The organism is Sphingomonas sp. Xoc002 (assembly GCF_050408055.1).
Taxonomy (GTDB): Bacteria; Pseudomonadota; Alphaproteobacteria; order Sphingomonadales; family Sphingomonadaceae; genus Sphingomonas; species Sphingomonas yabuuchiae.
In genome coordinates, this window is record NZ_CP191175.1 from 3,165,088 (window position 1) to 3,192,007 (window position 26,920).

The following is a 26,920-nucleotide window of genomic DNA, read 5'->3' on the forward strand; positions in this document are numbered from 1 at the left end:
CCCATGTTCGGATTCGGCAAGGACGACACGAACGCGCTGACCATGAATCAGCCGCATCCCGACAGCCTGCTCGACACGGGCGTGCAGGGGGTGATTTCCAAACCGCTCGACCGCGTGGACGGCCCGAAAAAGGTGACGGGCACCGCCACCTATGCGGCCGAGTACGCCATCGAAAACGTCGCGCATGGCGTGCTGGTCAGCGCGACCAAGGGCCATGCCAGGATCAAGGCAATCCACGCCGATGCGGTCAAGGCCATCCCCGGCGTCATCGACGTCATCACCGACTACGACACCTTCATCCGCAATTCGCAGCAGGGCGGCGAGACGAGCGCACCGACCCAAGGCGTGCGCACCATCGACTATTTCGGCGAGATCATCGCGATCGTCGTCGCCGAGAGTTTCGAAGTGGCGCGTGACGCGGCCAAGCAATTGAAGGTCGACTATGAACCGCTAGACGGCACGTTCGACTATGAGGCGAACAAGGGCGAAGCCGAGCCTGCGCCCGATGGCCTGATCAAGGGCCATTATGACCAGGGCGATTTCGACAAGGCGTTCGAGAATGCGCCCGTCAAGGTCGACGTGACCTATACCACCCCCAGCCAGAACTCGGCGGCGATGGAGCCCCATGCCTCGATTGCGGTCTGGGAGGATGGCGCGCTGACGCTCTACGGCGCGTACCAGATGCCGACCTCCGACGCGCAGCAACTGGCCAAGGCGCTGGGCGTCGCGCAGTCCAAGGTGCGGATCATCTCGCGCTATATCGGCGGCGGCTTCGGGTCGAAGCTGGGCATCGCGCCCGAGAGCGTCGCCGCCGCCATCGCCGCCAAGCAGCTGGGCCGCCCGGTCAAGGCGGTGATGCTGCGCCAGCAGGTGTTCGACGCCACCGTCCGCCGCTCCAATACCGAACAGCGGATGCGCCTCGGTGCCGAAGCGGGCGGCCGAATCGTGGCGCTAGGCCATGAATCCATCACCTCCAACCTGCCCGACGAGGATTTCTTCGAACCCGTCGGGATCGGTACGCACTTCCTCTATGGCGGTGAGAATCGGCGGATCAATCACGACGTGGTCCGGCTGAACTGGACGCTGTCGGGCTCGATGCGCGCGCCCGGCGAAGCGGTCGGCATGGTCGGCATGGAATGCGCCATGGACGAGCTGGCCGAAGCCATCGGCATGGACCCCATCGCCCTGCGCAAGGTCAACGACCCCCAGCAGGACCCGGAATTGAAGGTCCCCTATTCCTCGCGCAACCTGACGCGTTCGCTGGAGGAAGGCGCGAAGCATTTCGGCTGGGACCAGCGCCAGGCACCGGGCCAGCGGCGCGAGGGCGACTGGCTGATCGGCATGGGCGTCGCCGCCGCCTGCCGCTCGAACCAGTTACAACAGTCCGCCGCCAAGGTCGAACTCCACCCGGACGGCAGCGCGACGGTATCCTCCGCGATGACCGATATTGGCACGGGCAGCTATACCATCATGGCGCAGATCGCTGCCGAGATCCTGGGCCTGCCGGTCGAGAAGGTGACCATGTCGTTGGGCGACACCAACGATCCCCCTGCCGCCGGTTCGGGCGGGTCCTGGGGTGCGGCGTCGGCTGGTTCGGCGGTGTATCTCGCGGCCGAGCGCGTGCGCGAGAGGCTGGCCAAGGCGATGGACGTGAAGCCCGACGACCTGACGCTCAAGGACGGCATGGCGATCGGCGACAACCGCTCGGTGCCGCTGGCCGAACTGGTCGGCAAGGACGGCCTGTCCGCCATCGGCGAGATCAAGCCGGGCCAGCAGGAAAAGCAGTTCAACCAGGCCAGCTACGGCGCGCATTTCGCCGAGGTCGGGGTGAACGTCGTCACCGGCGAGGTGCGCGTCCGGCGGATGCTGGGCGTGTTCGCGGCGGGGCGCGTGCTCAACGCCAAGACGGCGCGCTCGCAATGCCTGGGCGGCATGACCTTCGGCATCGGCACCGCGCTGACCGAGGATCTGATCCACGATCCGCGCACCGGCAAGCTGGTCAACCACGACCTGGCCGAATATCATGTGCCGGTGAACGCCGATGTGCCCCAGCTGGAAGTCCATTTCCTCGACGAGCGGGACATCCATGCCAACCCGATCCATGCCAAGGGGATCGGCGAGCTGGGCATTTCCGGCGCGGCCCCGGCCGTGGTCAACGCCATCTACAACGCCACCGGCGTGCGGGTGCGCGAGATGCCGGTGACGCTCGACAAGCTGCTCGATCATCTTCCGGCGCTTTGATGAGCGACCATGACAGCGTCCTCGCCGCCGCAAGGGAATGGCGGGGCGAGCCGATGGCGATCGCGACGGTGGTGTCGACCTGGGGGTCGGCACCACGCCCGCGCGGCAGCCATATGCTGGTCCATGCCGATGGCCGGTTCGAAGGATCGGTGTCGGGCGGCTGTGTCGAGAACGACATCCTCCACACCGCCGCCGAAGTCATCGCGGGCGCGCCGTTCCAGGTGAAGCGCTACGGCGTGGCGGACGCCTCGGCCTGGGAAGTCGGCCTGCCCTGCGGCGGCGAGATCGCGGTGATGGTGCAGCCGGTGTCGGCGGACGGCTTCGACCCCGAACTCTTTGACCGGATCGCCGAGGCGCGCGAGCGGGGCCAGGCGCTGACCGTCACCACGGACCTGACCAGCGGCCATTCGGACCTGCGCCCGATCGAGACGGGGGAGGTCTTCGCCAACCGCTACGACCCGCCGCGCCGGTTGCTGATCGTCGGCGCGGTGCAGATCGCCCAGTCTCTCGCGCAACTCGCGCAGACTTTGGGCATCGCCACGGTCGTCATCGACCCGCGTGCCCGCTTCCTGACCGAGGAACGCTTTCCCGGCGTCACGCTGGACGACCGTTGGCCCGACGAGGCGGTGGCGGCCTATGCCCCCGGCCCGGCGACCGCCGTGGTAACGCTGAGCCACGACACCAAGATCGACGACCCCGCATTGGTCGCCGCGCTCGCCAGCGACACCGCCTATGTCGGCGCCTTGGGCAGTCGGCGCAGCCATGCCGCACGACGCGAGCGGCTGGCGGCGATGGGTGTCGCCGCAGAAGCGATCGACCGGATCGACGGTCCGGTCGGGCTGGATATCGGCGCGATCGGCCCTTCCGAAATCGCCCTGTCGATCGCAGCCGCCATGATCGGAGCCTTTCATGATCGACCCTGAAAATGTCGCCCTGGTCCTGCTGGCGGCGGGCCGGTCGAGCCGCTTCGGCATGGAGAACAAGCTGGAAGCCGAGTTTCTCGGCAAGCCGGTCGGCTTTCACGTCACCACCGCGTTGGAGAGCATCCCCTTTGCCGAGCGGATCGTGGTGACGGACGGATGCCAGCTCGACTTCGCGTCACGCGGCTATCGCGTCATCCACAACGCCGAGGTCGGTCGCGGCATGTCCCACTCGCTGCATCTGGGCGTGCGCGAGGCGATGACGTCGTCGCCCCAGGCGATCCTGATCGCCCTGGCCGATATGCCGCGCGTGACGGCGGCGCACATCTATCGCCTGTTCGATGCGTTCGAGGGACCGGATTCGGTGGTGGTGTCGAGCAATGGCGAACACCCCACTCCGCCGGGCATCTTCGGCGCGGGCCGGTTCGACGCGTTGCTCACTCTGCAAGGCGACGAGGGCGGTCGCAAGCTGGTCGCGGGCGGACGGCATGTCGTGACCACGCCTGCCGAGCTGATCGACATCGATACGCCCGAGGATCTGGAACGCCTTCGCCAGCTCGTCCACGCCCCCGAGCGGACGATCACTCGTGGCGAAGCGCGTCGATCGGATTGAGCGCCGCCGCCCGCCGCGCCGGGAAGTAACCGAACACCACCCCGATCACCGCCGAAATGGCAAAGGCGATGATGTTGATCTGAGGGTCGAAGGTCCAGGGCACCTGCATCACCGGCACGAGCAGAGCGATGATGGCCTGCGCCAGGATCAGGCCGATGATCCCGCCCAGGCAGGACAGCACCACCGCCTCGACCAGGAACTGCATCAGCACCTCGCGCGCGACCGCGCCGATGGCCAGGCGGATGCCGATCTCGCGCGTCCGCTCGGTCACGGACACCAGCATGATGTTCATGATGCCGATGCCGCCGACGACCAGGCTGATCGCCGCCACCGCCGCGACAATGCGGGTCAGCATGGTCGTCGTGCTGGTCAGCGTGTCGCTGATCTGCTTGGTGTCGAAGATGTTGAAGTCGTCGTCCTTGCCGCCGCTGATGTTGCGCCGTTCGCGAAGCAGATCGGTGAGCGACGATTGCACCGCCGAGGTCGAATAGGCCTGATCGACACCGACCAGCATCAGGCGGATGTCGCGGCTGCCGGTGAAGCGGCGCTGGACCGCCTTGATCGGCATGAGCACCACGTCGTCCTGATCGCCGAAGCCCCCCTGCCCGCGTGTCGTCAGCACGCCGATCACGTCGCAGCTGATCGCCCCGATACGGAAGCGCTTGCCGACCGCATCGGTGTTGCGGAACAGGTTCTGGCGGACGGTATTGCCGATGATGCACACCGCCTTGCCCGCTGCCTGCTCGGCCGGGGTCCAGGTTCGGCCCGAGGCCAGCGGCCAGGGCTGGACGGTGAAATAGGCGAGCGTCGTACCGGTGACGGTCGTCGACCAGTTCGCGCCCTCGTAGATGCCGGTCGCGGTCGTCTGCGCCTGAGGCGCCACCGCAGTGACGCCCGCGATCTGGTCGGCGATCGCCTCGACATCCTCGGGCTTGAAGTCGGGCGGACGCGGGCCGCCGCCGCCGCGTCCGAAGCCCTGGCCGGGGCGGACCTGAAGGATGTTGGTGCCCAGCGACGAGATCGACTGCTGCACGGCCGCCGTCGTCGCCTTGCCCAGCGTCACCATGGTCACGACCGCGCCGACGCCGATGATGATGCCCAACGTCGTCAGGAACGAGCGCAGCACATGCCGCCGGATCGAGCGGATGGCGAGGATGAGCGTGGTGCCGAACATCAGTTCCCATCCCTTTCGAACGGGGCCATTTCCGGCACGTCGCCCGGCCGGTGCTGCGCCTCGATCCGATCGACCAGCCCGTCCTTGAAGTGGATGACCGTGCGCGCGAACGCGGCCATGTCCGGTTCGTGCGTGACCATCAGCACGGTGATGTTGCTGTCCCGGTTGAGCCCGGTCAGCAACTCCATGATCTCGACCGAGCGTTCGGAATCGAGATTGCCGGTCGGCTCGTCGGCAAGAAGCACGTCGGGGCTGGTAACGATGGCGCGCGCGATCGCCACGCGCTGCTGCTGCCCGCCCGACAGCTCGGCGGGGGTATGATCCCACCATTTGTCGAGGCCCACCTTTTCCAGCGCCGCCATGCCCAGATCGCGCCGGGTCCTTTTGTCCTCACCGCGATAGAGCAGCGGCAGCTCGACATTCTCCAGCGCGGTGGTGCGCGACAACAGGTTGAAGCCCTGGAACACGAAACCCAGATAGCGCCGCCGCAGCATGGCGCGCTGGTCGCGGTCCAGCGTCTCGACATGATGGCCGCGGAACAGGAAATTTCCGCCGCTCGGCACGTCCAGACAGCCCAATATGTTCATCGTCGTCGACTTGCCCGACCCCGAAGGCCCCATTACGGCGACGAAATCGCCCGCCGCGATGTCCAGGTCGACGCCCTTCAGCGCCTGGAACTGGGTCGCCCCCATGCCATAGGTCTTGGTGACGCCGCGAAGCTGGATGAGCGGGGCGTCAGCGGCCACCGCCGCCCCCGCCCTGCTGGCCGCCACCCTGACGCCGCTGGCCACCGCCACGGGGCGCGGCGCTCTCGCCACCCGCAAGCTGGCCGGTGATGACCTGCATGCCGGGCTTCAGGCCGCCCGACAGCACCTCGGTCATCGAACCATTGGTGTCGCCGGTGACGATCTGGATCGGCTGCGGCTTGCCGTCGTCGCCCCGGACATAGACGGTCTGGGTCGCGCCGCGCTGAACCGTGGCGGTGCGCGCGGCGCGGTCCCGGCGCGGACGGAAGGTCAGCGAGCCCGCAATGCCGCCGCCGCCCGCTTGCGCGCCGTCGGACGGCTTGAAGCGCAGCGCCGCGTTGGGGATCAGCATGACGTTCTTCTTGTCCGACGTCACGATATCGGCGGTGGCGGTCATGCCGGGGCGCAGTTGCAGGTCTGGATTGCCCACCGTCAGATCGGCGGCATAGCTGACCACCTGCCCCGTGGTCGAGGCGGCGCTGGTGGTCGAGGACGCGGACGAGGTCGCCGCGCTGACCGTCAGGTTCGACCCCAGATCGACGCGGGTGATCGTCGCGGGGAAGGTGCGGCCCGGAAAGGCGTCGACGGTGAAATTGGCCTTCTGTCCGACCTTCACCTCGCCGACATCGGCCTCGTCGATCGCGACCTCCAGCTTCATCTTGGTCAGGTCTTCGGCGATGACGAACAGGGTCGGCGTGTTGAACGACGCCGCGACCGTCTGGCCCGGATCGACCTGTCGCGCCAGCACCACGCCGGACACGGGCGAGCGGATGATCGCACGCTGGCGCTGGGTCTGCGACTGCGCCAGCTGGGCGCGGGCGGCGGTGACATTGGCCTCCGCGACGCGCAGCGCCGCGACCGCGCGCTGGGCATCGGCACGCCCCGCCTGAAGTTCGGTGGCCGAGGGCACACGGCCGTTCGACAGCTTGTAGACCTGTTCCAGTCGCGCCAGCTGCGCCTGCGCTTCCGACACGGTCGCGCGCGCCTGCGCCACCTGTGCGACATTGGCGGCCAGCGTCGCCTGGGCGGCACGGATCTGGTCGTCGATCTGTTCGGGATCGATCAGCGCCAGCGCCTCGCCCGCCTTCACCCGGTCGTTCACATCGACCACGACCTTCGTCACCAGACCCGACAGCTGCGAGCCGACTGTCACCTGGTTGGTCGGCGCCAGCTTGCCGGTGGCCGAGACGGTCACGGTCAGGTCGCCGCGCGTGACCGGGGCGGTCGCGAAGCCCGCTTCCTTCGATCCGCCGAAACAGCTTTTCAGCAGCAGCGCGAGCAGCACCACGCCGACGATCACCACGCCCCACTGTACCCATTTGCGCCAGCGCGGCTGTGGCTTCACGCCCAGGAAATCGTCGAGAGTCTGGTCGGCCATCAGCGGTTGTCCGGGGTTGTGGCGAGGCGCGGCGGCGCTTCGGGGGTGGTCGTGTCGTCCCATCCGCCGCCCAGCGCGGCGAACAGCGCGACTTGCGCGGTCGCGGCGTCGGACCGGGCCTGAACCAGCCCGTTCTGTGCGTTCAGGAACGCCGCCTCCTGTTGCGACAGGGTGGTGAAATCGGTCAGGCCCGAGCGATATTGGCTGCGCGCCAGGATCGCCGAGTTGCGCGCGGCGTCGAGCTGGATGGCGAATTGCCGCTCGCGCTCGCGCGCAGTGTTGAGCGCGACGATCGCGTTCTCGACATCCTCCAGCGCGAGCAGGACGGTGCCCTGATAGGCGGCATAGCTCTGGTCGGCGAGCGCCTGGGCATTGCGCACCTGGCTGCGCAGCCGCCCGCCGTTGAAGATCGCCTGGGTCAGGCCCGCAAACAGGCTGCCGGTGATCGCGTCGCCCAGCGAACCGATGCTGGTCGCCGCCGTGTTGATGTTCCCGGAAATGGCGAGCGCCGGATAGAGTGCGGCCTGGGCCACGCCGATCCGCGCGGTGGCGGCGGCCAGATTGCGCTCGGCCGCGCGGACATCGGGGCGGCGGCGCAGGATATCGGCGGGAATGCCGGTTCCGATGACGGCGGGGCCGGTCGGGATCGGCCTCACCGCCGCCAGCCGCGCCTTGACCGCGCCGGGTGCCTGGCCGGTCAGCACGCCCAGCCGCGACACGGCGGCATTATATTGCTGTTCGATCGACGGAATGGTCGCGGCGGTCTGGGCCCGCTGGCCACGCGCCTGTTCGGCGTCGAGCGAGGAGACGAGGCCCGCCTGCACCCGGAACCCGGCAATCTCCAGATTGTCATCCTGCAACGACAGGCTCGCCCGTGCATTGGCCAGCTGCGCCTGGTAGGCCCGCGCCAGCATGTAGTTGCGCGCCAGTTCGCTCTCGACGGTCAGCAGCGTGGCGGCATAGCTGAACCCCGCGCCCTCATAGGTCGCCTGGGTTGCCTCCACCGTGCGGCGGACTTCGCCGAACAGGCCGACCTGATAGCTGGCCGACAGTCCCACGGTGAAGCTGTTGCTGCCGCCCCCGCCGGTATCGACGACGGTGCCGTCGGGCAGCGTGAAGCTGCGCCCGCCGCCGCGCAGATTCTCGTTGCGCTGATAGCCGGTCGAGCCGGAGACATTGGGCAGCAGCGACGCGCGGCTCTGGATCAGGCTTTCGCGCGCCTGGCGCAGCCGGGCGATCGCCTGCACCACATCGGTATTGGCGACCACCGCCTGTTCGACAAGCTCGGTGAGCAACGGATCGTCGAACGACCGCCACCACCGGGTCAGGTCCTGCGCCTGCGCATTGGCGGCGGGCACCGACCAGATGGCGGGCACCCCCAGCGCTTGTGGAGCGGCGGGGCGGTAATCGGGGCCGACCGTACAGCCGGACAAGGCGGCGGTGACGAGAAGAAGGACGCGGGCGCGAGGCTTCATGGCCCGGAACGTGCCGTGCCGTTACGGCCCCGTCCAGTGTGTTTATGTCGCAAATTGTGACGGATGCGGCAGATTGCCGCCATCCCGTGCGACACGTTTCGGCAGGGTGAAAGTTCCGCTGAAATTCAAAAATCCTCCCCGGTACGGGGAGGTGGCAGGGCGCAAGCCCTGACGGAGGGGGGCTTCCACAAAGGTCATCCCTCGCGGCGATCCCCCTCCACCATGCTACGCACGGTCCCCCTCCCCGCTAGCGGGGAGGATCAGCTCTTACCGCCCTACCCAGTCGGACACCTGCTGCGCGACCTGGTTCGCCGCCTGGTTCAGCGCCGGGCCGACACTCTCATTATCGATCTTGCCGACCGGCACCCGCGCCTCGAAACGGCGCTTTTCGATGTTCGTCTGGCCGTCGCGTTGCAGCGTGGCGTCGAACACCACCGCCGCGTCACGTCGCGTGGCGTCCATGCCGAACTGGCGCAGCTCGCCGCCCAGACGGTCGCCCGGATCGCCGATGGAATCGCGCGGCGACAGGACGATGCGCCCCGCCCGCGCGGTCAGCGTGTCGGCCATCAGCCGGGCGAACAGCCGCGTCGGCGGCTCGGCCCATTGGGCGTCCTTCACATAGGCGATGCTGGTCGGATTCTCCTGCACCGGCACGCGCGCGGTCGCCAGTTCCTGTGGCGAGGACGGCACCTGGATGGTGATCGACTTGCCCGGTCCCGAATCCTGCGTCTGCCCCACGCTCGGCGCCGACTGTGCCTGGAGCGTCAGCAGCGAGGGCGGCGGCTTGGCGCCGAAGCTGATGCAGCCGGCGAGCGGAAGCGATGCGAGCATCACGATCAGCGGAGTCTTCATGACGGTCCTCATCGGCATCCTCACTTGCCCTTATAGTCCGGCAGCTTCTGCTGCCCGATCAGCGACCCTGCGCCCTGCTGGTCGACCTTTTCGGCGACCGCCGACAGCGACTGGGTCATCACGCGCAAATCCTTCACCAGACGATCCACCTCGGGCACGGTCTGCTTCGAGAAGGTCTGCAGGCCCGGCCGCGCATCGCCGATCGCCGAGTTCAGCGTGTCGGCGCTCTTCTGTGCCGAGGCGATGGTGCGGTTCAGATTGGCGATGGTCGGCTTCACGTCCTCGGCCAGTATGCCGTTGGTGGTCGCCGCCAGCTGGCCGATCGACTGCGCCGCGTCACCTGCCTGCTGGATCGCCACGCGGGTCTGGGCCAGCGTCGCGGCGATCTCCGGCCCGCGATCGGCGAGCGCATCGGTCAGGCGGTTTGTATTGTCCAATATGCCCGCGATCGACGCCTGGTTGCGATCCGACAACAGGCCAGTCAGCCGCTCGGTCAGCGTCGACAGCCGCTCCAGCAGCTGCGGCGCGGAGTTCAGGATTGCGCCGATGCCGCCCTGCTTTGTCGGAATGACCGGCACGCCATAGGGGCAGACCGTCTTGTTTTCCGGCTGCGGACAGGTGATCGGCGGCGCACCCTTGCGGGCGCCGTCCAGCGAGATGGTGCTGGTGCCGGTGAAGCTGGCCGAGATCGAAGCGGTCGTCCCCTGCAGGATCGGCGTCTGTTCGTTGACCGCGACGCGGACCCGCACGAATTGCGGATCGGGCCGCCACAGCGCGATTTCCTTCACCTGACCCGAAGGCACGCCCGAATAGGTGACCGCCGACCCCTTGGCCAGGCCGTCCACCGACTGGCGGAAGAAGATGTCATATTCCTTCTCCGACGTGCCGCCCAGACGGGCGATCCAGACGGTGAAGATGGCCAGCACTGCGAGCAGGATCAGCACGACAGAGCCGACAAGGACGTGGTTCGAACGGGTTTCCATCAGCGTGTCCCTGCTTCGCCTCTCGCATGGGCATCGGCCGCATTACCCTGGGACCGCTGTCCCGTGGCATGGGCGTCGACTTCGGTGGGGTGGCGCGCGGCATCGGCCTCGGCCGAACGGGGGCGGATGTCCGCCACCTCGTCCTTGGCGGCGACGGCGGCACGGCCGCGCGGTCCCTTGAAATATTCCTCGATCCACGGATGGTCGAGCGCGATCAACTCGTCGATCGTACCGACGGCGATCACCTTCTTGTCGGCCAGCACCGCCACCCGGTCGCAGATCGCATAAAGCGTATCGAGATCATGGGTGATGAGGAAGACGGTCAGCCCCAGCGTCTTCTGGAGCGACGCGATCAGCTGGTCGAACGCCGCCGCACCGATGGGGTCGAGACCCGCCGTCGGCTCGTCGAGAAACAGGAGTTCGGGGTCGAGCGCCAGCGCACGCGCCAGCCCTGCCCGCTTCTTCATGCCGCCCGACAGCTCGGCCGGATATTTCGGCCCGGCGTCGGCGGGCAGGCCGGTCATCACGACCTTGTAGGACGCGATCTCGTCCATCAGCGCCGGAGGCAGGTCGCGGTAGAATTCGCGAAGCGGCACCGCGACATTTTCGGCCACGGTCAGCGTCGAGAACAGCGCGCCGCCCTGGAACAGCACGCCCCAGCGTTTGCGCACATCGACCGCCTCGGTCGCCTCGCGGCCGATGGTCGGCTCGCCGAACACGGTGATCTCGCCCGCATCGGGGGTCTGGAGACCGATGATCGTGCGCATCAGCACCGACTTGCCGGTGCCCGACCCGCCGACCACGCCCAGAATCTCGCCCTTGCGCACGTCGAGGTCGAGGCCGTCATGGATGACCTGCTCGCCGAAGCTGTTGCGCAGGCCCCGGACCTGGATCAGATGTTCGTCCTGCTCGGCCATCAATCCCATCCGATCCAGGTGAAGAAGACCGCGAAAAAGGCGTCGAGCACGATCACCAGGAAGATCGCCTGCACCACCGCGGCGGTGGTGCGCAGGCCGACCTGCTCGGCATCCGACTTGACCTGCATGCCCTGGAAACAGCCCGCGATCGCGATGATCGCGCCGAACACCGGGGCCTTGATCAGGCCGACATAGAGGTCGGTGATCGGCACGACTTCGCGGATGCGCGCGATGAAGGTGACGGGCGGAATACCCAGCGACACCGCCGCCAGGAAACAGCCGCCGATCATCGCGATCAACGACGAATAGAAACCGAGCAGCGGCATCAGCGTGACCGCCGCGATGGTACGCGGCACGACGAGCGCCTCCATCGGCGATACGCCGATGACGCGCATCGCATCGATCTCTTCGGTCAGCTTCATCGTGCCCAGCTGCGCGGCAAAGGCCGAGCCGGAGCGGCCCGCCACCATGATCGCGGTCATCAGCACGCCCAGTTCGCGCAAAGTGAGGCGCCCGACCAGATTGATCGTGAACACCTCGGCACCGAACTGACGAAGCTGCACCGCACCCTGTTGCGCGATGACGATGCCGATCAGGAAGCTCATCAGCCCGATGATCGCCAGCGCCGAGACGCCGACCGTCTCGAACTCATGCACCACCGCATTGAAGCGGAAGCGGCGCGGATGGCGGATCACCGCCAGCCCGGCGAGCACCGTCGCGCCCATGAAGCCGAGCAGGCCGTACAGCGTCTGGAAGGCAGCGACCACCGCATCGCCGACCTCGCCCGCCACGCGCGCGAAGGGGCTGATCGGCTTGGGGCGCATCGCGACCGGCTGATCCGCCTCGGTCACCTTGGCGAACAGGTGGCGTTGGTCGTCGTCCAGACCGTCGATGGCGGCATCATTGCGCGCGGCGAAGCGGTGGATCAGCCAGGCACCGACCGTGTCGATCCGGTCGACCTGCGACAGGTCGATCCGCCGGACCGCCGAATCCTCGCGATCCAGCCGCTCGGGCAGGTCGCCCAGGGTCGCCAGCGAAAGGCTGCCGGTGAAGCGCAGCGCTCCCCCGTTGGCCGGGTCATGTTGATAATCGGCCTTGGCGTTCATCAACTGCCTCTTTGCGGGAAAGCGGGTGTATCGACAAGGCGCTTCGTTCCTACGACGAATCGACTGGCGGCAGTAATTATACGACGGCGTGACGTTTTCATAGCAGCCGATCCAGCAGATGCAGGATCAGGCCGACACTGCCGCCCACCAATGTCCCGTTGATGCGGATATATTGCAGGTCGCGGCCCACCGCATTTTCCAGCCGCGAGGTGACGGTGTCGGCATCCCAGCCGCGCACCGTCTCCGACACCAGCCGGACGATGCCGTCGCCATAATCGGCCGCGATGCCCGCCGTCGCGCGGCGCACGAAGCGATTGATCGTCGCCGCCAGCCGGGGGTTGTCCTGCAACGTCTGGCCTAGCTGGCGCATCGCATCGCCCAGCCTCCCGGCGGTGACCGCCTGCGGATCGCGCGCCATGCGCAACAGGGCCTCGCGTGCCTGCTCCCACAAGCCGTCCAGCCAGCGCTGCATCGCCGGATTGGCGATCAGCTCGGCCTTCATCGCCTCCACCTTGGCGCGCATGTCGGGATCATATTGCAGGTCCCAGGCGAGGCGATCGAGCCCTTCCTCGATTTTCTGGCGCAGCGGGTGGTCGCGGTCCTCGGCGACGTCGTGGAGCAGCTTGTGCAGCCCGTCGATCAGCTTGTCGGCCAGCGTCTCGTCCAACCCGGTCCAGCGCAGGATGGCGCCCGCCCGTTCATGCACCATCGCCCGGACGATCGCTTCGTTGGCGTCCAGCGCGGAGGCGGCCCAGCGCAGCACAGAATCGAGCAGGGGCAGATGCCGCCCCTCGGCGATGCTGGCCTTCAGCAACTGGCCCAGGATCGGCGCGACCTCGGTCGCGCGCAGCCGCGACCCGATCCCCGCCTTGACCATGCCGCCCAGCCGCTGCGGGTCGAAGGCGGTCAGCATCTCGGCGAACAGGCGCGACGCCCCGCGCCGGATGCGCCCGCCCTCCTGCGGCGGTTGCGCCAGCCAACGCCCGGCCGCGCCCGCCACGTCGAGCCGCACCATGCGCCGCGCGACGACGCGCGGGACCAGGAAATTGGTGCGCAGGAAATTAGCGAGCGTGTCGCCGATCCGATCCTTGTTGCGCGGTACGATCGCGGTGTGCGGGATGGGCAGGCCCAGCGGATGGCGGAACAGCGCGGTCACGGCGAACCAGTCGGCCAGCCCGCCGACCATCGCCGCCTCGGCAAAGGCGCGGACGTAGCCCCAGGCAGGATGCACCGGCTGCAGCCCACGCGACACCAGATACAGCGCCGCCATGCCGACCAGCAGTCCGGTGGCCAAGACCCGCATCTTCCGCAGGGCGGCTGGAACGGTCTGGCTACCCCCCGATCGCATTGCGAGTTCCATCAATCAGGACAATTCGCGAAGGGCGGCTTTGTTCAAGAGGAATCTTTCCCGAGCGTAACGAAAGCGGGGCAAAGGCAATCCTCCCCGGCACGGGGAGGTGGCAGGCCCAAGGCCTGACGGAGGGGGGCTTCCACGCAGGGTGTCCTTTGTGGCGATCCCCCTCCACCATGCTGCGCATGGTCCCCCTCCCCGTGCCGGGGAGGATAATTTCACTCCGCCGGATCGTAACCCAGCTTGCCCGTCGCGGGCGGCAGCGCGGGACCGCCCGCAGGCCCTTCGATCACCGGCCCGCCGCCCAGTTCGTCGCCGGGCTTGTAGGTCAGCAGGCGCCGGCCCAGGCGCGGCCCGATCCAGCGTTCGACACCGACCGAAAGGCTGAAGGCGGCGGGAACGATCAGCAGGGTCAGGATCGTCGACAGGGCAAGGCCGCCGATCACCGTCACGCCCATCGGACTGCGCCACGATCCGTCACCGCCCAGCGACAGCGCGGTCGGGATCATGCCCGCGACCATCGCGACCGTGGTCATCACGATCGGCTGGGCGCGCTTGTGCCCGGCATCGACCACCGCCTCATAGATGGGAACGCCCTTGGCGATTTCCTCCAGCGCGAAGTCGATCAGCAGGATCGAGTTCTTGGCGACGATGCCCAGCAGCATCAGCAGGCCGATATAGACCGGCAGCGACAGCGGATTGCCGCTGAAATACAGCGCCAGCAGGCCGCCCAGCGGGGCGAGCAGCAGCGACGCCATGTTGACGAAGGGCGGCAGGAAGCGGCGATAGAGCAGCACCAGCACGGCGAAGACCAGGAACACCGCCGAGATGATGGCGGTGAAGAAGTTGGCCATCATCTCCGCCTGCATCTTGGCCTGGCCCAGCACCATCTCGCCGACCCCCATGGGCATGTTCTTCATGATGGGCAGGTCATGGACCTTCTTCATCGCATCGCCGCTGATCAGGCCCTTGGCGAGGTCGGCGCCGACCGTCACCTGACGCCGTTGGTTCACGCGGTCGATCTGGGTCGGCCCTGCGCCCAGGCCGATATCGGCGACGACGCTCAAGGGCACCGAGCCGCCGGTCTGGGTCTGCACCGGCAGGTTCTGGATGGTCGACAGGCGCGCGCGCGCATTCTGGTCCAGCGCGACGCGGATCGGCACCTGCCGATCGGACAGCGAGAAGCGGGCCGAATTCTGGTCGATATCGCCCAGGGTCGCGATACGGATCGCGCTCGACAGCGCCTGCGTCGTCACGCCCAGATTGGCCGCGAGGTCGAGGCGCGGGCGGATGACGATTTCCGGCCGATCGACATTGCCGACGATGCGCGGCGCGACGAGGCCCGGAATGGTGCCCATCTGCTCGACGATCTTGTTCGCCGTATCGCGCAGCACGGCGGGATCGTCGCCGCCCAGCGTGATGGTCAGGTCACGCCCGCTCGAGCCCCAGCCGAATTGCGACTGGAACGACACGCGCGCATCGGGGATCGCGGCCAGTTCGGGGGCCAGCGACCGTTCGAAGTCGGTGCTCTTCATCGAGCGATCCTCCTTCAGCGTCGCGACCACCCGGCCATTGCCGACATTGGTGCGGGCATAGACCGATTCCACGTCGGGCTGCTTGCTCAGGAACGCCGCGACCCGCTTTACCACCGCATCGGTCTGGGCCAGCGTGGTGCCGGGGACCATGTCGATCTTGGCGACCGCCCGATCATTGTCCTGCGGCGGCTGGAACGTCTTGGGGATGATCGCGAACATCGCGATGGTCAGCATGAAGGCGCCGACGCCGATGCCGATCACCCACAGGCGATGGTCGCGGAACCGCCCCAGCAGGCGACGCAGACGCCCGCGCTTCACGCCATCGGTCGGCCGGTCATAGCGAAGCGACCAGCGCAGCGTCGCCATATAGGCGTCCATCAGCCTGCCCTCGCCATGGCTGGCATGGCCGGCGGACTTCAGGAAATAGGCCGCGATCATTGGTGTGATCAGGCGCGCGACCGCGAGGCTCATCAGCACCGAGACGACGACGGTCAGGCCGAAATTCTTGAAATACTGGCCCGGAACGCCGGGCATCAGCGCGACCGGCAGGAACACCGCGACGATCGCCATGGTGGTTGCCAGCACGGCGAGGCCGATCTCGTCCGCCGCGTCGATCGACGCCTGATAGGCGGATTTGCCCATGCGCATGTGGCGGACGATATTCTCGATCTCCACGATCGCATCGTCGACCAGCACGCCCGCCACCAGGCTGAGCGCCAGCAGCGTCATCTGGTTCAGCGTGAAGCCCAGCAGGTCCATAAACCAAAAGGCGGGGATCGCCGACAGCGGAATGGCCAGTGCCGAGATCACCGTCGCGCGCCAGTCGCGCAGGAAGATGAAGACGACGATGACGGCCAGCACCGCACCCTCGATCATCGCGTGGATGGCGCTTTCATATTGCGCCTCGGTGTATTTCACGCTGTTCGAGCGGAGGACGAACTTCACCTCCGGGTTGCGCTTTTCGAGGTCCTTCAGCTTGGCGACCGCGCCGTTGAAGACGCTGACGTCGGAGGCGCCCTTGGCGCGCTGGAAGTCGAAGCTGATGACCTGCCGTCCGTCGACCGCCGCCTGCGAACGCTGTTCGGCGTAGAGGTCGCGCACGGTGGCGATGTCGGCAAGGCGAACGGTACGGCCGCCGCGCACGTTGATCTGGGTCTGGCCCAGGTCATAGGCGTTGCGCGCATTGCCCAGCACGCGGACCGCCTGTTCGGTGCCCGCGATCTCGGCGCGGCCACCGGCGGCGTTCAAATTGGTCATGCGTAACTGGGCATTGACCTCGCTGGCGGTCAGGCCCTGCGCCTGGAGCTTCAGCGGATCGAGGATCACGCGGATCTCACGCGTCACGCCGCCGTTGCGGATGACCTTGGAGAGACCCGGAACCGACAACAGCTCCTTGGTGACATTGTTGTCGATATACCAGCTGAGCTGTTCGGGCGTCATGTTGGACGCCACCGCCGAATAGCTGGCGAGGTCGTTATCGGTCGAATCGACGCGGATGACCTGCGGCTCGAGAATGCCGTCTGGGAGCATCGAGCGGATCTGAGTGATCGCATCGCGCGCATCGCTGACCGCGCGGTCAATCGGCGTGCCGATGTCGAGCTGAACCAGCGTCTGCGACGTGCCCTCGGTCACGGTCGAGGTGATTTGGTCGACGCCCTGCAGGTTCCGCAACGCCGCCTCGACCCGCTGGGTGACCTGCGTCTCCAGTTCGGTCGGTGCCGCACCCGGCTGGTTCACGACGACCACGACGATCGGGAAATCGATATCGGGGTCGTTGTTCACGTCCATCCGCATGAAGCTGACGATCCCCGCCAGGGTCAGTGCGACGAACAGGACGATCGGCGGAACGGGGTTCCGGATCGCCCAGGCCGAGATGTTGCGGAAACTCATGTTACTTGGCCTCCTGACCGCCAAGGATCGGGCGGACCAGCTGCCCGGCCGCCAGGAAGCCACCCGCCGAACGCACCACCCGCTCGTCACCTTTCAGGCCCGAGGCGATGGTCACGCCATCGTCCGACACCTGACCGATCTTGACGTCACGGCGCGCGACCTTGTTGTCGGCTCCGACGATATACACGAAACTTCCCTTGTCGTCGCTCTGGATCGCCGAGTCCGGCAGGACCGGGGCATGGCCCGCACCGCCGCGGATCGTCGCCGCGGCGAAACCACCGGGCCGCAGCGCCGGGTCATAGGACAAAGCGACGCGCGCGACACCCTGACGCGTCTGCGGGTCGATGACGGGCGACACCTGCCACACCTCGCCCTTGAAGCTCTTGTCGCCGCCGACCGGGGTCACGGTGGCGGGCGCGCCGACCGACAGGCCGACCAGGTCCGCCTCCGCCAGCTGCGCGCGCAGCTCCATCTGCCCGCCCATCGCCATGCGGAACAGCACGCCCGAGCCCGAGCTGACGATCTGGCCCGGCTCGGCGGCGCGGGTCAGGATCAGCCCCTCGGCAGGCGCGCGAATATCGAGGCGGCCGTTGCGCGCCTGCGCCTCGCGGAAGGTCGCCTGCGCCGCGCGGACGCGGGCAGCGGCGGCATCGCGGGTCGCGGTGCGGCGCTGGAGATCGGCCTTGGAGATGAAACCGCGATCGACCAGCTGCTGAGCACGGTCGAGTTCGGCCTGCGCGATCTGCTGGTCCGACTGCGCGACCGACACCTGCGCGTTCAGCGCCGAGGCGGTCTGGGTCTGGACCGAGCGGTCGACGGTGGCCAGCACCTGCCCCGCACGGACCCACTGGCCCGGCTCGACCAGGACGCGGGTGATCATGCCACCCTCGCCCGCGACGCCGACCGGCATTTCGCGGCGCGCGGCCAGCGTGCCGGTGGCCGAGATCACGCGGCTGACCGCCTGCTGGCCGGGAACGACGACGGTGATGTTGGGCACCTGCGTCCCCGCCCCGGCCCCTTGGTCCGCCTCATGCTTCTTGGGCGCGAACAGCAACCAGCCCGCCAGCGCCAGCACGATGACCGCCGCGACGATCCAGATCCAGCGCCTGCGCGGCGTGGATACCGGCCCCTCCAGCTCCAGATGCCGGCCGCCACCGATCGCCCCCGTCTCGTAATTCATGTTCGTCATCGATCCCCGAACCGCATCCATCGTGCGCGCATTGCCATGCAGGATGCACCCATCCCCGCTGTGTTATAGAAATATAGCACACCACTCAAGCGTCTTTTGGTACGCCGGAATTGCGGCGGCTCCAAGGTGGACGCCATGCGTTCATCGCCTGTTTTGCCATGAGGCGTCAAAGCCTTGGCCCATAGTCGTGAGACGATCATCACAAGGGAGATGTCGATGAGGAAATACCTGCTTCTGGCCGCGATGGCCCCCGCCGCGTTGGCGCCGCTGACCGCCGCTGCGCAGGTCCAGCCCGCCCCCACCACGGTCGAGCCGCTGGTGCCCGCCGCCGGGACGGTGCTGGACGTTTCGGCCGAGGGGCGCACGACGCGCGTGCCGGACCTGGCGACGATTCGGGCCGGGGTGGTCAGCCAGGGTGCGACCGCCGCCGCCGCCCTGTCCGACAATGCGCAGCGCATGGCGCGGGTGCTGGCCGCCGTGAAGCGCGCCGGGATCGCCGACCGCGATATCCAGACCGCGACCGTGCAGCTTCAGCCGCAATATCGGTATGGCGACAATGTGCCGCCGGTCATCACCGGCTATCAGGCGACCAACACGCTGAGCGTCCGGTTCCGCGACGTCGCCAAGTCGGGCAGCGTGCTCGACGCACTGGTGGCGCAGGGGGCGAACCAGATCGACGGCCCCAATCTGTCGATCGACAAACCCGACGCCGCGCTGGACGAAGCGCGGGCCGACGCGATCCAGCGTGCCCGCGCCCGCGCCGAGCTTTACGCCAAGGCGGCGGGGCTGCGCGTCGCGCGGATCGTGTCGATCACAGAAAATGGCGCGGATGCGGGCGGCCCTCAGCCGCCGATGATGCTCCGCGCCTCGGCGATGCGTTCGGACGCCATGGAAAAGACCAGCATCGCGCCGGGTGAGCGCGACGTGACCGTCAATGTCTCGGTTCGTTTCCTGCTGAACTGACCGATCACGCCCCCATCGCCTTCATGGCATGGGGGCGACCATTCCGGCGGGCAGATAGCGGCCAGCACCATACCCGGCATACGAAAAAGGCCGCCCGGTTTCCCGGACGGCCCTTTCTGGCTCAGCGAGCGAATGCGTTGTTTAACGCACCCGACCACGACGAACCAGGTTCACGATCGCCAGCAGGACGACGGCGCCCAGCAGCGAAACGAGGAACGAGGTCAGCGTCAGACCGGCATTGTTGATCGAACCGCCTGCGAAGATCAGGCCGCCGATGAACGCGCCGACGACACCGACGACGATATTCAGGAAGATGCCCTGCTGAGCATCGGTACGCATGATGATGCTGGCCAGCCAGCCAATGACACCACCGACGATAAGCCACAGGATAATACCCATTGTCTTTCCCTCCGTTGGGCCCGCGAGCGGGACACGGGGAAAAGACGTGCGAATGTGGCTATTGTTCCGTGGCCGTACCGGCAATTCGACGAAGCGTTTTTGAAAATGTCAACGATGCGATCGTTTTTATTCCGCCCTGGATTTCGGGGCTCAGTATTTCTGCTGGCGCTCGTAGAGCGAGCGATAATGCTGGATGCGCGTGACACGCAGGCCCGGCATTCCCGAGCGATCGATGGCGCGCTGCCACCCGGCGAATTCCTCGACCGTCAGGCCATAACGGTCGCAGACCTCGTCCACCGAAAGCAGCCCGCCATTGACGGCCGCCACCACCTCCGCCTTGCGACGGACGACCCAGCGCGTGGTGCTGGGCGGCGGCAGGTTGTCGAGCGTCAGCGGTTCGCCGAGCGGCCCGATTACCTTGGCAGGGCGGATCTTTTGGTTCTCGAACATCATCAAACCTCGTCGGGGCTCCCTACCCCATGTCGTCTGCAGGGCCGCTCTACCATGTGCCCTTGAACATCGCCTAAAATCGAAAGGTTAACGGATCATTCATTCCTGTTCCATCCGACGATGGCCCGCGCCATCGGCCCGTTGAACGCCCCGTCGAGCGGGGCGAACAGCATCGGATCGGGGGACACGCGGGCGAAACCGGCCTGCACCGCCGCGGTCGGGCTGGCCGCCTGTCGCGCCGTCGCACCGACCATCAGCACGGCCAGGTCCGGCGGCAGCACCGTCAGTTCGGTATCCCGATCGAAACGGTTGAAACTCAGGTCCAAAAGCGCGGTCCAATCCCGGTGGGTGAGCGGCCTTGTTATCGACGGGATATGAAAGCCGGGTAAAGGCCCAAAACTATTCTCCCTATTTTACGACGCTTGCCCCTGCTTCAATCGGGAGGACGCTCCGCTTTTTTGCATGACGCGCGCGAAAGGCGTATGGGGGCCACCATGGAGCAGATGGTGGACTTTCAGCTTGGGGGCGATCCCCGGGCCAAGCGGATCGTGGTCGCGATGTCGGGTGGCGTCGACAGTTCGGTCGTGGCCGCGCTCGCCCATGCCACGGGGGCCGAGACGATCGGCGTCACCCTGCAACTCTACGACCATGGCGAGGCGGTGGGCCGCGCGGGCGCCTGCTGCGCCGGCCGCGATATCCGCGACGCGCGCGCCGTGTGCGATCGCCTGGGCATCGCACATTATGTCTTTGACCATGAAGACAGTTTCCGCACCCAGGTGGTCGATCGCTTCGCCGACGAATATCTTGCCGGGCGCACGCCCATCCCCTGCGTCCAGTGCAATATGGGGCCGAAATTCACCGACCTGCTGAAGCTGGCGCGCGACCTGGGCGCGGACTGTCTGGCGACCGGCCACTATGTCCGCCGGGTCGAGGGGGTGAACGGTGCGGAGCTGCATCGCGGCGCCGATCCCGCGCGCGACCAGAGCTATTTCCTGTTCGCCACGACGCAGGATCAGCTGAACTTCCTGCGCTTTCCGCTGGGCGCGCTGCCAAAGTCGCGGGTGCGCGAGATCGCCGCCGAACTGTCCTTAAGCGTCGCGGCCAAGCCGGACAGCCAGGACATCTGCTTCGTACCCGATGGCGACTATGCCGGACTGGTCAAGAAATTGCGTCCGGAAGCGGATACGCGCGGCGATATCGTCGATCTGTCGGGCGCCAAGCTCGGCGAGCATCGCGGCCTGATCCATTATACGGTCGGCCAGCGGCGCGGTCTGGAGATCGGCGGTAGCCCGGAACCGCTCTATGTCGTCCGGCTGGAGCCCGATACCAAGCGCGTCGTCGTCGGCCCGCGCGTCGCGCTGGCGGTGGAGGCGGCGCGGCTGACGTCCATGAACGTGCTGGGACCGCTCGACGGCCCGCTTCTCGCCAAGGTCCGCTCCATGGCCAAGCCGGTGCCCGCCCGCATGGTCGGCGACCGGCTGGTGTTCGATGCGCCCGAATATGGCGTGTCGCCGGGCCAGGCGGCGGTGCTCTATGACGGCGACCGCGTGCTGGGCGGCGGCTGGATCGCCGAGACCGAGGCGGCACGCATCGCCGCCTGAGGCGTTGGTCCGGGCATGACCGCCCCGACCCTCGAAGAACTGCGCCGCCAGATGGAAGCGGCCGCCGAACGCCTCGACTTCGAGGAGGCACGGGCCCTGCGCGACCGGATCAACCTGTTGCGCGGCGGCGCGGAGGACGTCGCCGTCGACACCAGCGGCCTGACCCGCCAGCAACCCGGCGCCATGGGCCTGGGCACCAGCCAATCCCGCCCGGAACGCCCCGAAGGCTGGGTGCCGCCGAAAAAGCCCGATCCGATGACCAAGGGACGCGGGCGGCGTCAGGGGTGACCCTTGATCCGCCATGGCGGGAAGCGCCGATTGCTTCCCGCCTGAAACAGGCAAAGCCGATTACCGGCGGGGTCGCGCAGCCGTGCCTCCCGCCAGAGCCAACGCTGGTCTTCCGGTCCTGACTCCAACGTGCCGCCCTGTGCCGTGAATCGGGCGGCGGCAGCATCCACGTCATCGACCTCGAAATAGATGATCGGCCCATCGCCGGGCACGTCGCTTTGCAGGTGGATGGAGAAGGTCGCATCCCCCTCCGGCATTTCGCCCCGGGCATATTCGCCGCGCGACGAGACGATCAGGCGCAGACCCAGATCGCAGTAGAAGCGGACGCTGGCCTCGAAATCGGTCGCACCGACCGTCACTTGATTCAGCCGCACCCTTCCCCTCCCTCGCCGTTGCCGCTACCGGGTCATATCACCCCCGCACCGCAAACGCCCCGCGATATTCCGGCTTCACCGCACCCAGGATCGCCCGCGTCACCGGCAGCGTGACCTCATAGGCTCCCTCGGCATAGGAGCCCGCCACATAAGGGTCGGCGATCAGCCCGATCCGGTCGATCGCGCGGCCATTGGTCGAGCCCAGCAGCATGGTCAGGTCCTTCAACGGCGGGCAGGCGTTCATCGACGATAGATCGCCTTGATTACGCTTCACCTGCTCAGCCTTGAGCCTCGCGCAATAGTCGGTGCGGATCGCAGTTTGGAGCGCGGGCAGCGACGTGAACACCGCCTTCGGGTCCAGCCGCCGCCCCACCGCCTTGTCCCAGACCAATTCATGGGAGGCAGGCGAGCCATGCGCGCCGCCGGTGAAACTATAGCTGTCGCCCGACAGGCTCAGGAAGCGCGGTGTGTCGGTCACGACCTTCCACGTCTTGTCGAAGGAATAGCGGTTATAAGGAAAGCCCGATTGTTTAGCGTCGCGACGGCCGGCGGCCCCGTCGCGCGCCGCCTTCGCCTGGATGCGTGCGCGGTCGGCGTCGAGCCATGCCTTCAGCCCACCGATCCGCGCCGCGGCCGCCGGATAGGCATAGCTGAATTCATAGTCGGCGGTCTTGGCCTCGCGTGTCACGACCTGCGCCACAACCGGGCTGGCGGCACCGATCAAAGCCAGCGCGATCATCACCTTATGCATCAATCGTCTCCCCTCGATATCGGCAATATGGACCGGACGGGCTGTACGGCCGATGACTGGCGACGAGCCGCTTGTCCCGCCGCGTGGGCGAACATATATCGAACACATGGCGCAACTTGACACCCGTGAGAAGCTGGCGATCCTGGCCGATGCCGCAAAATATGACGCGTCCTGTGCGTCGTCGGGGACGTCGAAACGCAACAGCCGCGACGGCAAGGGGATCGGATCGACCGAGGGCATGGGCATCTGCCACGCCTATGCGCCCGATGGCCGCTGTATCTCGCTGCTAAAGATATTGCTGACCAACAGCTGCATCTTCGACTGCCATTATTGCATCAACCGCAAGTCCTCGAACGTCCGCCGCGCGCGCTTCACCGCGCAGGAGGTGGTGAACCTGACGCTGGCCTTTTACCGGCGCAATTATATCGAGGGGCTGTTCCTTTCCTCGGGCATCATCAAATCGTCCAACTATACGATGGAGCAGATCGTCGAGGTCGCGCGGTCCCTGCGTGAGGATCATGGCTTTCGCGGCTATATCCATCTGAAGACGATCCCGGATGCCGATCCCGAGCTGGTGCGGCTGGCCGGGGTTCATGCCGACCGCGTGTCGATCAATGTCGAGCTGCCCACGGTGGGCGGTCTCCGCCGCCTCGCGCCCGAAAAGGATGCGGGCCGGATCGAAGGGGCGATGGCCGATGTGAAGACTGCGATCGAAGACCGGACCGACGCGGCGAAGAAGTACAAGTCCGCCCCCGGCTTCGCGCCCGCAGGCCAGTCGACCCAGATGATCGTCGGCGCGGATGCCGCGACCGACCGCGACATCGTCGGTCGTGCCGCGACCCTGTACGGTCGTTTTTCCTTACGCCGCGTCTATTATTCGGCGTTCAGCCCGATCCCCGACGCCTCGGCCGTGCTGCCGCTGCAACGTCCGCCGCTGATGCGCGAGCATCGGCTGTACCAGTCCGACTGGTTGATGCGCTTCTACGACTATCGCCCCAATGAAGTGGCGGCGGCCGCGGACGAAGCGACGGGGATGCTGCCGCTCGATATCGATCCCAAGCTCGCCTGGGCGCTGAAATTCCGTCAGAACTTTCCTGTCGACGTGAACCGTGCCCCGCGCGAGATGCTGCTGCGCGTGCCGGGACTGGGCGTGAAGGCGGTGGACCGGATCATCGCCACCCGCAAATGGCGCAAGCTTCGGCTGGAGGATGTCGGGCGGCTGACCGTCTCGATCACCAAGCTGCGCCCCTTCCTGATCGCGGAGGACTGGCGCCCGGTGGCGCTGGCCGAGCGGGCGGACCTGAAACCGCTGATCAAGCCTAGCGCCAAGCAGCTTGAGCTGTTCGGCTGAGTATACCTGATTCCATGAGAGTGATTCGCGGGTGAAACGCGCGTCATGTTGCGCCGTTGGGCCATGCGAAGGAGACGATCATGGCCACCGCCGAAATCTATGCCGATCTGAAGCGCGACCACGACAAGCAGCGCGAGATGCTGAAGGAACTCGCCGAGTTGAAGGGCGACGGCGCCAAGCGCAAGAAGCTGTTCGAAGCGTTCCGCATCGAGATTCAGAGCCATGCCGCCGCCGAGGAAGAGTCGCTCTACGCCACCATGCTGGGCGAGCCCGAGCTGCGCGACGATGCACGCCACTCGGTGTCCGAGCATAAGGAGATCGACGATCTGCTGGGCGAGATGATGGACCTCGACTTCGCATCGGACGAGTGGGAGTCCAAATTCTTCCATATGCGCCATCGCTACGAGCATCATATCGACGAGGAAGAGGAAGAGATGTTCCCCGCCGCCGAAAAGGAACTCGACGACGCCACCGAGCAGAAGCTCGCCGAAATCTACGAAACCCGCAAACCCATCGAAGCGAAGGAAGCCAAGGCCAACCCGCCCGGCGGAGACGAGCGCGATTGAGCTTGCCTATGCGCCAATTCCTCCCCTTGCAGGGGAGGTGGCAGGCCGAAGGCCTGACGGAGGGGTGTAACCGGTCGCGAGCGAAGCCTGCCCTCGCAGCCGGGGACACCCCTCCACCAGCTTCGCTGGTCCCCCTCCCCTTGCAGGGGAGGAACGTCGCGAACCCATGCGCATCATAACCCTGCCCGCCCCCGACGACTTCGACGCCTGGCGCGACGCCGCGCGGGGGTTGATCGCCGACAGCGTGCCGCCCGACCAGGTCGTGTGGCAGGTCGGCGAGCAGCTAGCCGATCTGTTCGGCGCGGTTGCCGAGGACAATCCGGCCACCACCGCCCCCCGCTTCAACGTGTCGCGCGGCTTTATCGACCTTGCGCGCAGCGTCATCCTGTCCAACGACCAAGAGCGTTTCGCCCTGCTCCACACCGCGCTCGACCGGTTGCGCCGCCACCCCCGGCTGATCGAGGATCAGGCCGATCCGCTGATCCGCCGCCTCGACCGACTGGCCAAGGCGGTGCGGCGCGACATCCACAAGATGCGTGCCTTTCTGCGCTTTCGCGAGACCGAGGATGACGACGGCCCGCGCTATGTCGCCTGGTTCGAGCCCGAGCATCATATCGTGCGCGCCAATGCGGCGTTCTTCGTCAACCGCTTCACCACCATGCGCTGGTCGATCCTGACGCCCGAGGTATCGCTCCACTGGGACGGCAAGACGCTCACCGAAGGTCCCGGCGCGAGCAGGGCAGACGCGCCCGAGGGCGATCCGACCGAGGCGGTGTGGAAGACCTATTATGCCAGCATCTTCAATCCCGCGCGCGTGAAGATCGGCGCGATGCTCAAGGAGATGCCGCGCAAATACTGGAAAAACATGCCGGAAACCGCGTTGGTCTCCGAATTGATCGCGGGCGCGCAGGCGCGGGAGACGGGTATGATCGCAACGGCCAAGACGGATGTGCGGACCGGGCGCGGCGGCAATGCGCAGGCGGCCTGGGCGGCGCTCAGGGACGAGGCGATGACCTGCACCCGCTGCCCGCTCCATGCGCCCGCGACCCAGACGGTGTTCGGCGAGGGTCCGGTCGATGCCGCCCTGATGTTCGTCGGCGAACAGCCCGGCGACCAGGAGGATCTGGCGGGCCACCCCTTTGTCGGCCCGGCCGGACAGGTGTTCGACCGCGCGGTGGCGGAAGCCGGGATCGACCGGGCGACGGCCTATGTCACCAACGCGGTCAAACATTTCAAGTTCGAGCCGCGCGGCAAGCGCCGCATCCACAGCTCACCCAATGCGGGTGAGATCCAAGCCTGTCGCTGGTGGGTCGAGCAGGAACGTCTGCTCATCCAACCCCGGGTGACGGTAGCACTGGGTGCGACGGCCGCACGATCGTTGTTCGGCAAGGTCATGACGATCGGGCGCGAGCGCGGCAAGGCTCTGACGCTGCCCGATGGCGGCATGGCCTTCATCACGGTGCATCCGAGCTATCTGCTCCGCCTGCCCGATCCGGCGGCAAAGGGGGTCGAATATGCGCGGTTCGTGGATGACCTGAAACTTGCCGCCGCAGCGCTATCGTGAAGCGGCGGCCAGCAATTTATTGTCGATAATCAAGGGGCCGGGCGCGATCGGCACCCGGCCCTCGAAAGGGATCAGCCGTGGCAGGTGCAACCGGCATGGTCGCAACCCGTGCCGCCCTCATGATGCTGGGCACAGGCGTCACTACAGAAGCTGCGGCCTTCGGCTTCGATGGCATTGTTGACGCTGACGATGCAGACGCAATCGGCGCAGGCGCACTTCACTTGATCGACGGTGACGGCCATT

Annotated in this window: 26 protein-coding genes; 9 read left to right on the top strand and 17 right to left on the bottom strand. The window is 67.0% G+C overall.

Going from position 1 to position 26,920, the window contains the following annotated elements; all coding sequences use genetic code 11:
- The first annotated feature begins 3 nt into the window (after positions 1 to 3).
- The 3 genes from ACQR50_RS14540 to ACQR50_RS14550 are packed head-to-tail and all read left to right on the top strand — an operon-like array spanning position 4 to position 3,774.
- Positions 4 to 2,241: a xanthine dehydrogenase family protein molybdopterin-binding subunit gene (locus tag ACQR50_RS14540; RefSeq protein ID WP_428968854.1), complete on the top strand. Its 2,238-nt coding sequence runs from the start codon at positions 4 to 6 to the stop codon at positions 2,239 to 2,241.
- The gene (locus ACQR50_RS14545; protein WP_076717384.1) at positions 2,241 to 3,164 is read left to right on the top strand and encodes an XdhC family protein; all 924 of its coding nucleotides are present in this window, start codon (positions 2,241 to 2,243) and stop codon (positions 3,162 to 3,164) included. The genes ACQR50_RS14540 and ACQR50_RS14545 overlap by 1 nt, the downstream gene beginning before the upstream one ends.
- Complete coding sequence (locus ACQR50_RS14550; protein ID WP_428968855.1) at positions 3,151 to 3,774, top strand: nucleotidyltransferase family protein; 624 nt, start codon at positions 3,151 to 3,153, stop codon at positions 3,772 to 3,774. The genes ACQR50_RS14545 and ACQR50_RS14550 overlap by 14 nt, the downstream gene beginning before the upstream one ends.
- On the opposite strand, the gene ACQR50_RS14555 is transcribed toward ACQR50_RS14550, so the two are convergent.
- The 11 genes from ACQR50_RS14555 to ACQR50_RS14605 all read right to left on the bottom strand — a co-directional run bounded on the left by ACQR50_RS14555 (position 3,743) and on the right by ACQR50_RS14605 (position 18,361).
- Positions 3,743 to 4,948: an ABC transporter permease gene (locus tag ACQR50_RS14555; RefSeq protein WP_428968856.1), complete on the bottom strand. Its 1,206-nt coding sequence runs from the start codon at positions 4,946 to 4,948 to the stop codon at positions 3,743 to 3,745. The genes ACQR50_RS14550 and ACQR50_RS14555 overlap by 32 nt on opposite strands.
- Positions 4,948 to 5,694: an ABC transporter ATP-binding protein gene (locus ACQR50_RS14560; RefSeq protein WP_428968857.1), complete on the bottom strand. Its 747-nt coding sequence runs from the start codon at positions 5,692 to 5,694 to the stop codon at positions 4,948 to 4,950. The genes ACQR50_RS14555 and ACQR50_RS14560 overlap by 1 nt, the downstream gene beginning before the upstream one ends.
- Positions 5,684 to 7,072 (bottom strand): efflux RND transporter periplasmic adaptor subunit, encoded by a 1,389-nt coding sequence (locus ACQR50_RS14565; RefSeq protein ID WP_428968858.1) that lies wholly within the window; start codon positions 7,070 to 7,072, stop codon positions 5,684 to 5,686. The genes ACQR50_RS14560 and ACQR50_RS14565 overlap by 11 nt, the downstream gene beginning before the upstream one ends.
- A complete protein-coding gene (locus ACQR50_RS14570; protein WP_428968859.1) occupies positions 7,072 to 8,547 on the bottom strand; it encodes an efflux transporter outer membrane subunit in 1,476 nt (491 codons plus the stop codon). The genes ACQR50_RS14565 and ACQR50_RS14570 overlap by 1 nt, the downstream gene beginning before the upstream one ends.
- Positions 8,548 to 8,814: 267 nt before the next feature.
- Complete coding sequence (locus ACQR50_RS14575; protein WP_428968860.1) at positions 8,815 to 9,399, bottom strand: ABC-type transport auxiliary lipoprotein family protein; 585 nt, start codon at positions 9,397 to 9,399, stop codon at positions 8,815 to 8,817.
- Between the two features lie 20 nt (positions 9,400 to 9,419).
- A complete protein-coding gene (locus ACQR50_RS14580) occupies positions 9,420 to 10,382 on the bottom strand; it encodes an MlaD family protein (RefSeq protein WP_428968861.1) in 963 nt (320 codons plus the stop codon).
- On the bottom strand, positions 10,382 to 11,299 hold the full coding sequence (locus ACQR50_RS14585; RefSeq protein WP_322538508.1) for an ABC transporter ATP-binding protein: 918 nt from the start codon (positions 11,297 to 11,299) through the stop codon (positions 10,382 to 10,384). The genes ACQR50_RS14580 and ACQR50_RS14585 overlap by 1 nt, the downstream gene beginning before the upstream one ends.
- On the bottom strand, positions 11,299 to 12,405 hold the full coding sequence (locus ACQR50_RS14590; protein ID WP_428968862.1) for an ABC transporter permease: 1,107 nt from the start codon (positions 12,403 to 12,405) through the stop codon (positions 11,299 to 11,301). Before ACQR50_RS14590 ends, ACQR50_RS14585 begins: the two co-directional genes overlap by 1 nt.
- A 97-nt stretch (positions 12,406 to 12,502) precedes the next feature.
- Entirely contained in the window at positions 12,503 to 13,708 is a 1,206-nt protein-coding gene (locus ACQR50_RS14595; RefSeq protein WP_184105094.1) for a DUF445 domain-containing protein, read from the bottom strand.
- A gap of 266 nt (positions 13,709 to 13,974) precedes the next feature.
- Positions 13,975 to 17,181: an efflux RND transporter permease subunit gene (locus ACQR50_RS14600; protein ID WP_428968863.1), complete on the bottom strand. Its 3,207-nt coding sequence runs from the start codon at positions 17,179 to 17,181 to the stop codon at positions 13,975 to 13,977.
- Between the two features lies 1 nt (position 17,182).
- Positions 17,183 to 18,361, bottom strand: coding sequence for an efflux RND transporter periplasmic adaptor subunit (locus ACQR50_RS14605; protein ID WP_428970714.1), 1,179 nt, complete (start codon positions 18,359 to 18,361; stop codon positions 17,183 to 17,185).
- Positions 18,362 to 18,580: 219 nt separating this feature from the next.
- On the opposite strand from ACQR50_RS14605, the gene ACQR50_RS14610 reads away from it, so the two are divergent.
- Positions 18,581 to 19,333 (top strand): SIMPL domain-containing protein, encoded by a 753-nt coding sequence (locus tag ACQR50_RS14610; RefSeq protein ID WP_428968864.1) that lies wholly within the window; start codon positions 18,581 to 18,583, stop codon positions 19,331 to 19,333.
- Positions 19,334 to 19,474: 141 nt separating this feature from the next.
- Here the strand turns inward: ACQR50_RS14610 and ACQR50_RS14615 are convergent, their stop codons facing one another.
- From ACQR50_RS14615 to ACQR50_RS14625, 3 genes are all read right to left on the bottom strand, one after another.
- Positions 19,475 to 19,732: a GlsB/YeaQ/YmgE family stress response membrane protein gene (locus ACQR50_RS14615; RefSeq protein WP_042483991.1), complete on the bottom strand. Its 258-nt coding sequence runs from the start codon at positions 19,730 to 19,732 to the stop codon at positions 19,475 to 19,477.
- A 150-nt stretch (positions 19,733 to 19,882) separates the two neighbouring features.
- Positions 19,883 to 20,182 (bottom strand): DUF1153 domain-containing protein, encoded by a 300-nt coding sequence (locus tag ACQR50_RS14620; protein ID WP_428968865.1) that lies wholly within the window; start codon positions 20,180 to 20,182, stop codon positions 19,883 to 19,885.
- A 95-nt stretch (positions 20,183 to 20,277) separates the two neighbouring features.
- Positions 20,278 to 20,508 carry a hypothetical protein gene (locus ACQR50_RS14625; protein ID WP_056436937.1) on the bottom strand — a complete coding sequence of 77 codons (231 nt, stop codon included), beginning with the start codon at positions 20,506 to 20,508 and terminating at the stop codon, positions 20,278 to 20,280.
- A 177-nt stretch (positions 20,509 to 20,685) separates the two neighbouring features.
- Here ACQR50_RS14625 and mnmA point away from each other — a divergent pair, with 177 nt between their 5' ends.
- Positions 20,686 to 21,783, top strand: a complete 1,098-nt coding sequence (gene mnmA, locus ACQR50_RS14630) for a tRNA 2-thiouridine(34) synthase MnmA (RefSeq protein ID WP_428970715.1) — start codon at positions 20,686 to 20,688, stop codon at positions 21,781 to 21,783.
- Positions 21,784 to 21,798: 15 nt separating this feature from the next.
- Entirely contained in the window at positions 21,799 to 22,071 is a 273-nt protein-coding gene (locus tag ACQR50_RS14635) for a UvrB/UvrC motif-containing protein (protein WP_184104828.1), read from the top strand.
- On the opposite strand, the gene ACQR50_RS14640 is transcribed toward ACQR50_RS14635, so the two are convergent.
- Together ACQR50_RS14640 and ACQR50_RS14645 are read right to left on the bottom strand one after the other, a co-directional pair.
- Complete coding sequence (locus ACQR50_RS14640) at positions 22,062 to 22,445, bottom strand: VOC family protein (RefSeq protein WP_428968866.1); 384 nt, start codon at positions 22,443 to 22,445, stop codon at positions 22,062 to 22,064. The genes ACQR50_RS14635 and ACQR50_RS14640 overlap by 10 nt on opposite strands.
- A 37-nt stretch (positions 22,446 to 22,482) precedes the next feature.
- Positions 22,483 to 23,196: a DUF4163 domain-containing protein gene (locus ACQR50_RS14645; protein ID WP_428968867.1), complete on the bottom strand. Its 714-nt coding sequence runs from the start codon at positions 23,194 to 23,196 to the stop codon at positions 22,483 to 22,485.
- A 106-nt stretch (positions 23,197 to 23,302) separates the two neighbouring features.
- Between ACQR50_RS14645 and ACQR50_RS14650 the strand changes: the two genes are divergently transcribed.
- The 3 genes from ACQR50_RS14650 (at position 23,303) to ACQR50_RS14660 (ending at position 26,677) form a co-directional block, all read left to right on the top strand.
- Positions 23,303 to 24,547 (top strand): putative DNA modification/repair radical SAM protein, encoded by a 1,245-nt coding sequence (locus tag ACQR50_RS14650; protein ID WP_428968868.1) that lies wholly within the window; start codon positions 23,303 to 23,305, stop codon positions 24,545 to 24,547.
- A gap of 80 nt (positions 24,548 to 24,627) precedes the next feature.
- Positions 24,628 to 25,113 (top strand): hemerythrin domain-containing protein, encoded by a 486-nt coding sequence (locus tag ACQR50_RS14655; RefSeq protein WP_056437197.1) that lies wholly within the window; start codon positions 24,628 to 24,630, stop codon positions 25,111 to 25,113.
- Positions 25,114 to 25,279: 166 nt separating this feature from the next.
- Positions 25,280 to 26,677 carry a UdgX family uracil-DNA binding protein gene (locus ACQR50_RS14660; RefSeq protein WP_428968869.1) on the top strand — a complete coding sequence of 466 codons (1,398 nt, stop codon included), beginning with the start codon at positions 25,280 to 25,282 and terminating at the stop codon, positions 26,675 to 26,677.
- Between the two features lie 71 nt (positions 26,678 to 26,748).
- Here the strand turns inward: ACQR50_RS14660 and ACQR50_RS14665 are convergent, their stop codons facing one another.
- Positions 26,749 to 26,919: a metallothionein gene (locus ACQR50_RS14665; protein ID WP_056436918.1), complete on the bottom strand. Its 171-nt coding sequence runs from the start codon at positions 26,917 to 26,919 to the stop codon at positions 26,749 to 26,751.
- Position 26,920: the final 1 nt, after the last annotated feature.

Coding starts and splice junctions, on each gene's coding strand:
- ACQR50_RS14660 (WP_428968869.1), top strand. CDS start 25,280: ATGCGCATCATAACCCTGCCCGCCCCCGACGACTTCGACGCCTGGCGC.
- ACQR50_RS14570 (WP_428968859.1), bottom strand. CDS start 8,547: ATGAAGCCTCGCGCCCGCGTCCTTCTTCTCGTCACCGCCGCCTTGTCC.
- mnmA (WP_428970715.1), top strand. CDS start 20,686: ATGGTGGACTTTCAGCTTGGGGGCGATCCCCGGGCCAAGCGGATCGTG.
- ACQR50_RS14545 (WP_076717384.1), top strand. CDS start 2,241: ATGAGCGACCATGACAGCGTCCTCGCCGCCGCAAGGGAATGGCGGGGC.
- ACQR50_RS14610 (WP_428968864.1), top strand. CDS start 18,581: ATGTCGATGAGGAAATACCTGCTTCTGGCCGCGATGGCCCCCGCCGCG.
- ACQR50_RS14605 (WP_428970714.1), bottom strand. CDS start 18,361: ATGAATTACGAGACGGGGGCGATCGGTGGCGGCCGGCATCTGGAGCTG.
- ACQR50_RS14665 (WP_056436918.1), bottom strand. CDS start 26,919: ATGGCCGTCACCGTCGATCAAGTGAAGTGCGCCTGCGCCGATTGCGTC.
- ACQR50_RS14655 (WP_056437197.1), top strand. CDS start 24,628: ATGGCCACCGCCGAAATCTATGCCGATCTGAAGCGCGACCACGACAAG.
- ACQR50_RS14645 (WP_428968867.1), bottom strand. CDS start 23,196: ATGCATAAGGTGATGATCGCGCTGGCTTTGATCGGTGCCGCCAGCCCG.
- ACQR50_RS14590 (WP_428968862.1), bottom strand. CDS start 12,405: ATGAACGCCAAGGCCGATTATCAACATGACCCGGCCAACGGGGGAGCG.
- ACQR50_RS14555 (WP_428968856.1), bottom strand. CDS start 4,948: ATGTTCGGCACCACGCTCATCCTCGCCATCCGCTCGATCCGGCGGCAT.
- ACQR50_RS14650 (WP_428968868.1), top strand. CDS start 23,303: ATGGCGCAACTTGACACCCGTGAGAAGCTGGCGATCCTGGCCGATGCC.
- ACQR50_RS14565 (WP_428968858.1), bottom strand. CDS start 7,072: ATGGCCGACCAGACTCTCGACGATTTCCTGGGCGTGAAGCCACAGCCG.
- ACQR50_RS14575 (WP_428968860.1), bottom strand. CDS start 9,399: ATGAAGACTCCGCTGATCGTGATGCTCGCATCGCTTCCGCTCGCCGGC.
- ACQR50_RS14550 (WP_428968855.1), top strand. CDS start 3,151: ATGATCGACCCTGAAAATGTCGCCCTGGTCCTGCTGGCGGCGGGCCGG.
- ACQR50_RS14615 (WP_042483991.1), bottom strand. CDS start 19,732: ATGGGTATTATCCTGTGGCTTATCGTCGGTGGTGTCATTGGCTGGCTG.
- ACQR50_RS14635 (WP_184104828.1), top strand. CDS start 21,799: ATGACCGCCCCGACCCTCGAAGAACTGCGCCGCCAGATGGAAGCGGCC.
- ACQR50_RS14595 (WP_184105094.1), bottom strand. CDS start 13,708: ATGCGGGTCTTGGCCACCGGACTGCTGGTCGGCATGGCGGCGCTGTAT.
- ACQR50_RS14620 (WP_428968865.1), bottom strand. CDS start 20,182: ATGTTCGAGAACCAAAAGATCCGCCCTGCCAAGGTAATCGGGCCGCTC.
- ACQR50_RS14600 (WP_428968863.1), bottom strand. CDS start 17,181: ATGAGTTTCCGCAACATCTCGGCCTGGGCGATCCGGAACCCCGTTCCG.
- ACQR50_RS14540 (WP_428968854.1), top strand. CDS start 4: ATGTTCGGATTCGGCAAGGACGACACGAACGCGCTGACCATGAATCAG.
- ACQR50_RS14585 (WP_322538508.1), bottom strand. CDS start 11,299: ATGGCCGAGCAGGACGAACATCTGATCCAGGTCCGGGGCCTGCGCAAC.
- ACQR50_RS14580 (WP_428968861.1), bottom strand. CDS start 10,382: ATGGAAACCCGTTCGAACCACGTCCTTGTCGGCTCTGTCGTGCTGATC.